Source organism: Tahibacter aquaticus (assembly GCF_004363655.1).
In the GTDB taxonomy this organism is placed as follows: domain Bacteria; phylum Pseudomonadota; class Gammaproteobacteria; order Xanthomonadales; family Rhodanobacteraceae; genus Tahibacter; species Tahibacter aquaticus.
On record NZ_SNZH01000039.1, the window covers coordinates 1 to 10,283 of the forward strand.

Genomic DNA, 10,283 nt, shown 5'->3' on the forward strand with positions numbered 1-10,283 from the left:
TGCGCTTGCTCGCGTACTCCCCGTCGCCGAAGCTCATCTGGTCCATCGGTTATGTCCTGCTGCTGCGTGGGCTAATCTCAGCACAAAATGGGGGGACTTGGTGGAGTCGGGGACTGGCGCGGTAGCGATGAAGCTCCGTTTCCAGCCCCCGCTCGTCGCACCGGACGTGCGGATCTCCCGCATCCGGCGCTCGGACGAGGCCATCATGCTTTCGCCCACGGGAAGTTGCGCGTCGTCGCACCCAGCCGTGCGAGCCCCAGTTGGTGATACAGGAACTCGTAGGAGAAGCGTTGCGCGCTCCTCGCTTTGGCCTTGTGCTTCAAGCACAACCACCGACGTAGCCGGCGCGACGCGTGCCGATCCAGCGCGATGTAGGCGCGGCTGACTGAGCCTAGACAGAAGTAGTTCGCCCACCCCACCATTGTGCGGTTGAGGCGCTCTACGCGGTCACGTTCGTCCAGCAGCAACCAGCGTCGACTGGTCAGATCGTGGATCGTCCGCCCCACCTTGCGAATGCTCTTGGCGGACGGACGCGTGCCGATGAAGGCCCGCCCAGTCTTCGCCGAGTAGAAGCGTCCGAAAGTGTAACCCAGGAAGTCAAAACGTTCCGCCGGTATTCGGCGCGTATGGGTCTTGGCATCGTTCACCGTCAGCTTCAGTTTCTGCATCATGCTGCGCATTGCGGCATCGGCTGTCGCCGCACTGCCACGACACAGGATGACGAAGTCATCGGCATAGGAAACGATTGAGCCCGCAGCTTGCGCTCCAGGCCCAGTGCCTTCCATCCCAGCATAAAGCGGCGCAGGTACAGATTGCTCAGCAACGGCGAAATCGGCGCGCCTTGCGGCGTGCCGCGCTTGTCATCCTTCGCCGTCGTCGTACGCCTCGTGCCGCCGCGACCGTCGTCTTCATCCACCGGCATCACCAGCCACTGTTTAATCAGTGCCAGCAAATGGCGGTCGACGATCCGACGTGCCAGGCAGCGCATCAGCTCGGCGTGCGGCACGCTGCCGAAGTAGTCGCTCAAATCCGCATCGACCACCTCGGTGTATCCCGTGTTGAGCAGCCGATGCACATGGCGCACCGCATCGTGCGCGCTGCCTCCCGGTCGGTAGGCATACTGGTGCGGGTCCAGGTCGGCTTCGAAGATCGGCGTCAATACAAATACCACCGCCGTCTGCACCACCCGGTCGCGCACCGTCGGAATGCCCAGCGGACGCTGCTTACCGTCCGCCTTGGGGATGTAGACCCGTCGCACCGCTTGTGTGCGGTACTTCTTCTCCTTCAGAGCTTGCGTCAGCTCGCCTAACCAGCGCTCTACGCCGTACGCCTCAATATCCGCAAAGTCCTGGCCGTCGACACCCGGTGCGCCGCCATTGCTGCGTGCGAGCCGGTAGGCAAAGTCCAGAATGTCGTCGCGATACACCTTGTCGTACAGCGCGTAGAAGCGAAAACTAGGCGATCCCTTCGCTTTGGCATGCAACGCGTTCTGAAGCTTCTGAACACTTTCTGGAGTTTGTAGGTTCAACACCAATCTCCTGTCCCTCGCCTCTTCCAGCGTCCTCCTCGAACCAGGGCTCCTTCCCTCCGCCGGCATTACCCGGCTTCATCGGTACTACGAACCCATCCGCCACCCCGACCGACCGAGCCTGTCCCTCGCGGGCGTCTCGTTGGTCGCACCTCGACCATCGACGAGGCTTCCCGTGTTGCAACAGTCCTCCTGTGCCTACATGCCGTCGCCACTACCCCGGCGGAATCGCGAGGACCCAGTTGCTCAACTCCCTCGCGATGTCAGTCTTCCCTGATCTGAAGACAGGTCGACTTCCGCATCAGTATTTTCGGGGCCTGCTCAGCGTTCACTCTCGTTACGGCCTGCATACTCGCCGAGTCGCTTTCACGACCCTTTACACCGAAGGCTCCGGCGGTTCGTTACCTACACCGCCGCTTCGGTTGCTACCGGCCGGAGCAATAGTTGCCGGGCTGGACTACTCTCTAGCTGGAGGACTGCGCCTTTACACGGCGCACTTCAGACCTTCCTTAGCGGCGCTGGCGTTAAGACAATTGCCTGAAGGGTGTGAGTAGACGAACTTGGGTCGAGAGCCAATTCAATCACCAACTCCAAAACGAGCCAGCTCATATTCAAGAGCGTGAAGCCCACCCTATGAGTCAGCATCCACTTCTGTATGAGCCAACACCTTTCCTTTCGGAAATTCTAACGCACGAACCATTGCACTGGTCGGCCAGCAGACTTCGCGTGCTCTTGTAATCTGATCTCGTCTAGCTGAACGGTCCCAACGCATAGCGACCTGTCCATACAGGGATATCAATATGACTTGATCCCTACTCGATCAACAATTCCGTCATCGTCAAAACTGATAAAGAATTCGGGGCGTTCATTTATAGCAAGCTGATTGTCGCGAACGACCACGACGCCAAGAGATTTCCCGAAAAAAAAGTCAGCTGCCTCGTTCATTGAAAGACCTCGAAGCCCTTCTACATCGGACAGATCAACATTGCACCAAATAGCATCTGCGTCCGCTGAAAGATCTATTCCAATTCCACAAATATAATTTTTTATTAAAGTGAAATAAATATTTCCATATTTATATACAATCGGTTCACGCCGTTGATCTGTAGTCCCTTCTGGCTCGCCCAGAGCATCAATAATAGACTGCCGACTGTCGCTCTTGCTGAAATGAAGAACAACGGATCCGGGCTTGAACTCGACTATCTTCTTCATTAAATGATCCTTTCTACGGCAATTTTTTCCTGAGTGCCTTGACCAGGAAACTGGTCTCCGCAGACTTTCCTTGCGCAAGTTTCGCAATAGCGCCTGTGCATTTTGCAAGCCCCTGCAGAAAACTCAGAGTTCTTTCAGCATTATCGAGCAACTTTCTAGCATTGTCGGGCTTCGCAAGCCAGTCTTCTGCTTCTTCCTTGGCACGTTCAACAACGTCGGCTGGATAGTGGCTAAAAACGGGTTTGAATGTCACTCCTCCCTTGTGGTCAGGGACTGCACTTAGCTCGACTTTACGACCGCCAGCGGTTACGTCAAGGTGCACTCCTTTGGTAGCATTGTCTTCGTGAATACCTTGAGGTCTGCAAGCCGACTGGCCGAGAGGATCAACCCAATTGACTGGATTTGGCGTGTAAACGTAGCAGTTCGTCCCCCCCAGAAGGCCGATCGGATCTTGGCTCGAAAACTTGCCGATATCCGGGTCATAGTAGCGAAAGCGGTTGTAGTGCAGTCCAGTTTCCCGATCAAAAAACTGCCCCTGGAAACGTAGGTTTTGCACAAAATGTAAGTCTTTCCGTTCTTCTGTTGTCCGAACCGTGTGACCTGTTTCCAGAAGTGATGGGCGCGGCAGAATCTCGATATCTGCTGCCGCTCCCCACGCCTTGTAAGACGACACCCATACTATTTCGCCCTCGCGATTGGTCATTTCCTGAGGCGTGCCGAGGTGATCCGTGTGGACATGAAAGATTTCGCCTGTCGATCCCACGACTGGATCCGCTGCGACCAATGTCTTTAGCTGAGCGCGCATCTGCCGATTCAGTTTTTCCTGACGCCTGGCGACCAGCGCCCACTGCTCGGGATACTGCTCTTGCAGGGCTTGCCATTCCAGAGGGAGGCTGCTGTAGTCGCGCTTCAGGCGATTTGAGAAGGCTGCTCGGCTATACGACACGCTTGACTTATTAGCCCTACGCGCACTCTTGCTACGCCGCCGCTCACGACGAGCAACGACCACGTCGCTGTCGGCATCACCTGCGGCCGTCCCGGTAGAGCGAACTACACTACGGAACAATGCAAGCGGAACGAAACTGTCTGGCTCATAGATATGCAGCGATTGCTGATCGGCACTGCCCTCTATCAGCAGTCGGTTACCGTCCCAGCAAAAATGTGTGGCGGCGCTAGCGATGCAAGGTCGTGAGGCGTCAGAAGGATGCAGTTTCTGCGACGCGGAGCTTGCAATCTTTTGTAATGACCTATTGGCGACAACCTGTTCTGGCAGTCGATATTTGGCAATCCGCCGCCCAAACGGATCGTAGTCATAGCCCCACAGCTCGGTAACCAGACGCCCACGCTCGACACGCGTAACCTGCGCACGCTCAAGCCTATGCTCCGCATCCCAACAGAACCGCCGTACCTCGTGCGCGCCCGAGCGTTTCTCGATGCAGTTGCCCCAGCGATCGTAGCGATAGCGGTGCTGCTGATAAACCATCAGCCGGTTCGGCTTGGCCTGCGTCCAATCTGCGGGATTGGCCGCGGCCTGCTCTGGTGCAAACAGCGGATTGAAGTCGGGCTTGGCAATGTTCTCGCGAACATAGGCTTGCCATTCCAACTCGGTCCAGCTGCGTGGCGGCATCGGCCCCGCCTGAATCGACGAGGCATTTGTATCGAGCAGATTGCTGGCGGGGTCGAATGCAAACCGCTCCTCGCCCGCCGGCCCCTGTGCCGCAAGCAAGCGGCCGGTCGCATCGTAGCGATACAGGCTGGCACCGTTGCGGGCGTCGTCGACGCTGAGCAGCTGACCGCTGCGGTCGTAGCGATACTGGCGGGCAATACGAGGCTCGGCAGTTGCCGACGCGGAATCGGCTTCCCGGGTGTTCTGACGCAGCAAGCGGCCCAGTGCGTCGCGCTCATAGAAGGTCTGCAACGAGCCTTGCCGTCGTACCGTTTCGCGGTGCATTGCGTCGCGTTCGAAGCTGCAGACTTCCTGATCGTCCAGCGTGATCCTGTCGACATGGCCGGAACCGTACAGACGGTGACGTAGCACGCGCCCATCCGGGAGAACGGTCTGGAAGCGATTGCCCAACCCGTCGTAGGCATGTTCCAGCGTCGTCGCCTGACCGCCTCGTGTTACGCAAACTTCGCGTGCCAGTCGACCCGCCGGCGTGTAGTGCATGTCGACACGGGCGTGCGCATTGCGCGCCTGGACCAGCTCGCCGTTTAGGTTATAGCGATAGCGGCTATGACGCACTTCGGGCTGGCCCGAACCGGTCTGCTTGGCGCTGAGTTTGTCGATCAGCCGGCCAGCCGCATCGCGCTGATAGCGTACGCGGACGATTTCCCTCTGCCCGGCGCCCAGCCACGCCTGTCCATCGGCCACACCGTCGGCCATCTCGACCAATTCGCCCGCCGCGTTATACCGATAGTCCATCCGCCGCCCATCGAACCCTCGCTCGCTGATCAGGCGATCTGCCGCATCCCAGGCGAAGCGATACACCGCGCCGTTCTCATTGGTCAGCACGATCAGGCGGCCATGCACGTCGTATTGATAGCGCAAGGTATGCCCCAGCGCGTTCTCGCGCACCAGGGGCTGCCCGTCGGCGGCCAGCGCATAGCGGGTGACGTTGCCATTGGCATCGATGCTGGCGATAAGACGACCCAGCGTGTCATAGGCCAGGCGTTCGACCGCGCCATCGGCCTGCACGATGGCAACTACCCTGTGCTGCCGGTTGATGCACTGGTAGTGATACTGCGTGATAGAGCCCAGCGCGTCAGTGGTCTGGCTCAGGTTGCCGCGGTCGTCATAGCTGTGGCGCGTAGGCTGGCCCAGGCAGTCGCGGTATTCGAGCAGTCGGCCGCTGCGATCGTAGCTCAGTGTCACGGTACCACCGCGCGCATCGTGGATGCGCACCGGCAGACCCCGCGCATCGAGTTCGTAGCGCGTTACTGCGCCGATCGGATCGCGGGTTTCAGTCATGTTACCGCGGCTGTCGTAGTCGTATTCTGTGGTCTGGCCCAACGGGTCGGTGATGGCAACAGGACGGCGGCCGGCAGCCGCGTAACGCAGCAGGTAGACGCCCTGGTCGGGCTGGGCGATGCGCACGAGGCGTCCGCTGCCGTCGTAGCTGTAGCGAGTGCTGCGGCCCAGTGGATCAGTGACCGCGATCAGGTTGCCGTGGCCATCGCGCTGGTAGCGGGTATGCGCGCCGTCGGCAGCGATCAGGCCGGTGAAGTAGAAGCTGTCGTCGTAGCAGTACGTGGTGACGCGGCCACTCGCATCGATCACGCGGTTGCGCCTGGCGAGCGGATCGTATTCGAAGCGCAGGTGTTCGCCCGTGGAAACACGGTTGCGTACGACGCGGCCGCGCGGTGTTGTCGTGTCCCAGTCGTAGCGCGAGACGATGCCGCCAGGCTCGGCGTGTTCGACCAGGATATGGTTGGACCAGGCGAAACTACGCACGATGGTGCCGCTGTCGTCGACCACGGCGACCAGATCGCCTTCGTCGCTATAGCGATATTCGATCAGCATGCGCGATGCGGCAAAGCGGCCGTGGTCGTCCGGCACGCCCATCAATGCGGACACGCGCCGTAGACGCGGTGTTGCCGCGGCGCTGCGCCCACTGTCGAAATACAGACCGATGTGCTGTCCGTCGCTGCACTCGACCACGTGCGGCAGATTGTCGGCGGCATAGTGCACGCGCAGCCAGTTGCCATTCGGATCGACCAGGCCGAGCAGCCGCAAGCGGTCCGCCTGCGGCGGTCGATGATCGGCCGCAACCGTGGAACTCACGGCACGCAGATCGATCAGACCCGATTCGCGTAGGGCCGCCAGCGCATGATCGAACTGTTCCGCCTGGCGTGCTTCTGCCTGATCGAGCGCGGCGAGTCTGGCGTAGTCCGCCGGCGCGAGACCGAAAATCAGGCGCAGTCCATCGGATGTGACGTACTCACAGCGGTTGCGGCCGGGCCGGTGCAACGTGGCCTGCTCGTACGGCGAGAACGACTGCGCGCCGACGGCGACCAGCGGAAACACGATGCGCCGCCCCTGCGTATCGATCAGTACAAGCGCAGCATCTTCTACATCAATGCGAAAATCGAGTGGTAGGCTCCAGCCCTGGCCAAGGCAACTCTCCTGCGCATTGCTCGACACGTAGGTGCGCTGCCAGCGCAGGGGCAAGGGTGCGTCGATGACGAAATCCAGTTCCTGCTCGCCATTGAGGATCTTGCAGCCGAAGACGGTATTAACCGGGTGTACCGTGACCGGGCAATCCAGGCAGGGAATCGGTTTGGGCGGACCGTCGACAGTATCGCCGTCGCGCTTGGGTTCGGGCGTCTTGTCCGCCTCCGGCATCTTGCCGCCGGCCGGCGTATGCGGTGCGGGCTTGTCGGCGCGGGGATGCGTGTCCGGCCCCTTGTCCGGCTTCGTCTTCGCGCGCCGGATGATGTCGCCAATCGTGTCACTCAGCTTGCCCAGGCGCGGCCCTGCCTTGGCCACCAGCGCACCGACGCGCGTCGCAGCCGATGCCGCACCCTTGGTCACCAGCACGTCGACGGCAACGGCCGCCGCCGCTTCGGCGACCGCCACCTTAGCAGTACCGTACATTTCGCCCATTTTTACCGACATGTCGCGCGGATCGGCGAGTAGCGCCGCCAACGCGTCGCGCATATCGCAGGTCAGCTCGCCCAGGGTTTCCAGCAGCCATTGCTTGCAGGCTTCGTAGACTTGTTCGTAGTCGAGGTTCTGCAGCGTCTCCAGCGCTTCGGCGCTCCATTCATAGGCGGCCGCGGCACCGTCCCTTACGTCGCTGACGATCTGGCCGCTGGCGACATAGTCGGCGGCGCTGGCGATGTCCTGCGCGGCGGCGCCGTCAAGCACGTATTCGATGCCGTAGGAGGTCTGCTCTACCGCCCAGTCGCGCGCACCGGCCAGCCAGTCCATGGCGGAGGTGGCTTTCGTTTCGAGAATACGGCCGACCGTTGCATTGGCAGAGTCGTTGAACTGCTGCAGAAACCGCAGCGGCGCCTGCTGGAACTCGTTCGCCATTTTCTCGGCCAGGGCAGCCACCAGCGCTTCGATCTCGGCACTGCAGGAAGCCTGCGGCCCGGAGAGCACGCCGCAATTGATCGCGCCGGACTGGAGCGGTGCCTTGAGCGAGAGGATCAGGCCCATATGGCCATGGGCAGTGGCGAAGCTCATGTCGACCGGGTTGTCGGGCAGGCATTCGGTCGGCAGGAACAGCGTATCGCCGGTTGCGTTGGTTGCCAGTGACATCAGCAGGAACAGTGGCGCCGAGTTGCCGTTGCTGGTGGGCGAGGTATTCAGCGCCAAGCTGAAGTCAACCGCCGGCAAGGTGGGTACGGCGCGCTTGCCGAACGGTGTCGTCGCAAGCGAGGGCGATACGACGGCCGCAAAATGCGTGCCTATCTTCTCCGCCTTGATCGACTCAGCCATTCGCCACCTCGCCGGACAGGGGTTTGCACGGCGCGCAGCGCACTTCGATCTGCTTCAGCGCAACATTGAAGGCGACGATCTGCTGGAAGCGCAGTACGAGGTGCTGTTGGTCCAGGTCGATCGTGACCGTGTCCAGGTGCATGCGGCGCGCTTCGCGATGACGATCGGCGAACAGGCAGACCAGCGCCGGTTCGAACGGCGGAATCTCCAGACTCAGCGGCGGCCCCGGGCGCAGGCCGACCAGCGAAATGCGGTCGCCGCACTTGAGGTATTCGGCACTGCGCTGATCGGGCGGTGCCGTATTCCAGTAGCGCATATCCATGTCCAAGGGAATGACGGCAGTATCCTGTGCGTTCCAGCTACCCATGTGCTGCGCGCGCGCCGGGAAATAGCCGGGTATCGGACCGAATCCGCCGACCGGTTCGTCGCGGCCAAAGCGTGTGATCGCGCCATCCCAGGCTTCGATCTGCGCGGCGCGATAGACCTGCGCCGTATCGGGCCGATGACGGCCGACAAAACCGCAGCCGTGCGGATTGGCCGGATAGAACTCGCCGTCGTCGAAGTGCGCTTTCGACACATCGCTGACGCCGCCGTACGCGTTCTCGTACAGCAAGGCAACCTCGCTGCAGGGTTCTGACCCGGACAGGCGCCAGCCCGACAACAGGCTATGCCGCCAGTAGCGCGGTCCAAAAAAACGCAGGCGCTTCTCGCGCTCGCCGATCAGCAGCGCGCCGGCCCAGCCGGTAGTCGGCCTGCCGTCCGCTGGCCGCACGCTGCCGACGACCAATACGTCGGTCGCCGGCTTGTACGGAATCAGCTCGCTGGCACAGCGCAGGCTGGAACGGTCTTCCTGGTCGTGCCAGACATCGTTGCGCAGCAGCGGTAGCTGTTTTGGCAGACTGCGCAAACGGCCCTGTCCGTCCCACTGCAGCGCGACCTTGGCAGAAATGCAGTGATAGCGATTGCCGTGATAGAAACGCTGCTCGATGCCCTGCACCGGATACAAGGACTGATTGACGACGACGGTCATGAACCACTCCTTTAGTTCAGGTCGATCTTGTCGCTATCGATGTCGACCAGGGCCTTGCCGTCGATCAGCACCTCGATACCCTGCAACGTGATCTTGCCGTCGTCCTGCAACACCAGCTTCGATTGGCCGATCTGCAGCATGATGCTCTTGTCGTCCATGACGATGACGCTCTTGCCGCCGGCCGTCAGCGTGAACACTTTTCCGACTGTCGCGGTATGGTTCTTTCCAATGGTGTCGGTACGGCTTACCCCGACCACACTCGTCATCATCATGCCGACATTGCGCATATAGCCCAGGCCGACGTTGGTCATCTTGCCCAGGCCGATGTTCTGCATCGAGGCCATGCCGATGGTCTCGGTCTTGAACTTGCCGACCTTGATCGACCAGCTCTTGCCGATCTTGTCGCTTTCGTTCTTGCCGACTTTCTTGCTGCGATTGCTGCCGATGCTCAGTATTTCGTTCTTGCCCACCGAGCGCGTGCGGTTGTCGCCGACGCTGTGGGTCTGGTTGTTGCCGATGGCTACCGCTTCGTTCTTGCCGACGTCTTCGCTGCGGTTGTCACCGATGCTGATTTTCTCGTTGTGATCGACGCGCTCGGTGCGGTCGTTGTGCACCGTGATCGTCTCGTTGTGATCGACCGTCTCGGTACGGTCGTGCTTCACGTGCACGGTTTCGTCGTGGTCGATGGTCTTGGTGCGGTCGTGCCCGACCCAGTGCGTCTCGTCGTTCTCGACTTCGATATCCTGGTTCTTTTCCGCATGCAGCCAGACCTGTTCCTCGCCCTTCTTGTCCTCGAAGCGCAACGCGTTGGCGTTCTGCCAGGTTGCGCCCATGCTCGAGCGCGTCAGGAAGCCCGACTGCGTGGCATTGGCCGGCAGGTTCCAGGGGTGCGGGTTGTTGGTGTTGTAGACGCGGCCAACGACGATGGGCTGGTCCGGATCGCCGTTCAGGTGATCGACCAGCACCTCTTGCCCGATGCGCGGAATATGCACGCCACCGAAGCCGGTACCGGCCCAGGGATGCGAGACGCGGATCCAGCACGAGGAGTTTTCATCCTTCCTGCCGTAGCG

At 60.8% G+C, this 10,283-nt stretch carries 6 protein-coding genes; all 6 read right to left on the reverse strand.

Going from position 1 to position 10,283, the window contains the following annotated elements:
* Positions 1–203 precede the first annotated feature (203 nt).
* Entirely contained in the window at positions 204–671 is a 468-nt protein-coding gene (locus DFR29_RS29850; protein WP_208113769.1) for a group II intron maturase-specific domain-containing protein, read from the reverse strand.
* Positions 668–1,528, reverse strand: a complete 861-nt coding sequence (locus DFR29_RS29855; protein WP_208113770.1) for a reverse transcriptase domain-containing protein — start codon at positions 1,526–1,528, stop codon at positions 668–670. Before DFR29_RS29855 ends, DFR29_RS29850 begins: the two co-directional genes overlap by 4 nt.
* 795 nt (positions 1,529–2,323) lie before the next feature.
* Positions 2,324–2,740: a hypothetical protein gene (locus DFR29_RS28420; protein WP_133822025.1), complete on the reverse strand. Its 417-nt coding sequence runs from the start codon at positions 2,738–2,740 to the stop codon at positions 2,324–2,326.
* A 13-nt stretch (positions 2,741–2,753) separates the two neighbouring features.
* The gene (locus tag DFR29_RS28425; RefSeq protein ID WP_133822026.1) at positions 2,754–8,183 is read right to left on the reverse strand and encodes an RHS repeat-associated core domain-containing protein; all 5,430 of its coding nucleotides are present in this window, start codon (positions 8,181–8,183) and stop codon (positions 2,754–2,756) included.
* The gene (locus DFR29_RS28430; RefSeq protein WP_133822027.1) at positions 8,176–9,213 is read right to left on the reverse strand and encodes a DUF2169 family type VI secretion system accessory protein; all 1,038 of its coding nucleotides are present in this window, start codon (positions 9,211–9,213) and stop codon (positions 8,176–8,178) included. The genes DFR29_RS28425 and DFR29_RS28430 overlap by 8 nt, the downstream gene beginning before the upstream one ends.
* 11 nt (positions 9,214–9,224) lie before the next feature.
* The coding region (locus DFR29_RS28435) for a type VI secretion system Vgr family protein (RefSeq protein WP_133822028.1) at positions 9,225–10,283 on the reverse strand (1,059 nt) is incomplete at its 5' end.

What these genes read in the sequence shown, in the direction of transcription:
- DFR29_RS28420 (WP_133822025.1), bottom strand. Translation starts at nt 2,740, where the DNA reads ATGAAGAAGATAGTCGAGTTCAAGCCCGGATCCGTTGTTCTTCATTTC.
- DFR29_RS28430 (WP_133822027.1), bottom strand. Translation starts at nt 9,213, where the DNA reads ATGACCGTCGTCGTCAATCAGTCCTTGTATCCGGTGCAGGGCATCGAG.
- DFR29_RS28425 (WP_133822026.1), bottom strand. Translation starts at nt 8,183, where the DNA reads ATGGCTGAGTCGATCAAGGCGGAGAAGATAGGCACGCATTTTGCGGCC.
- DFR29_RS29850 (WP_208113769.1), bottom strand. Translation starts at nt 671, where the DNA reads ATGATGCAGAAACTGAAGCTGACGGTGAACGATGCCAAGACCCATACG.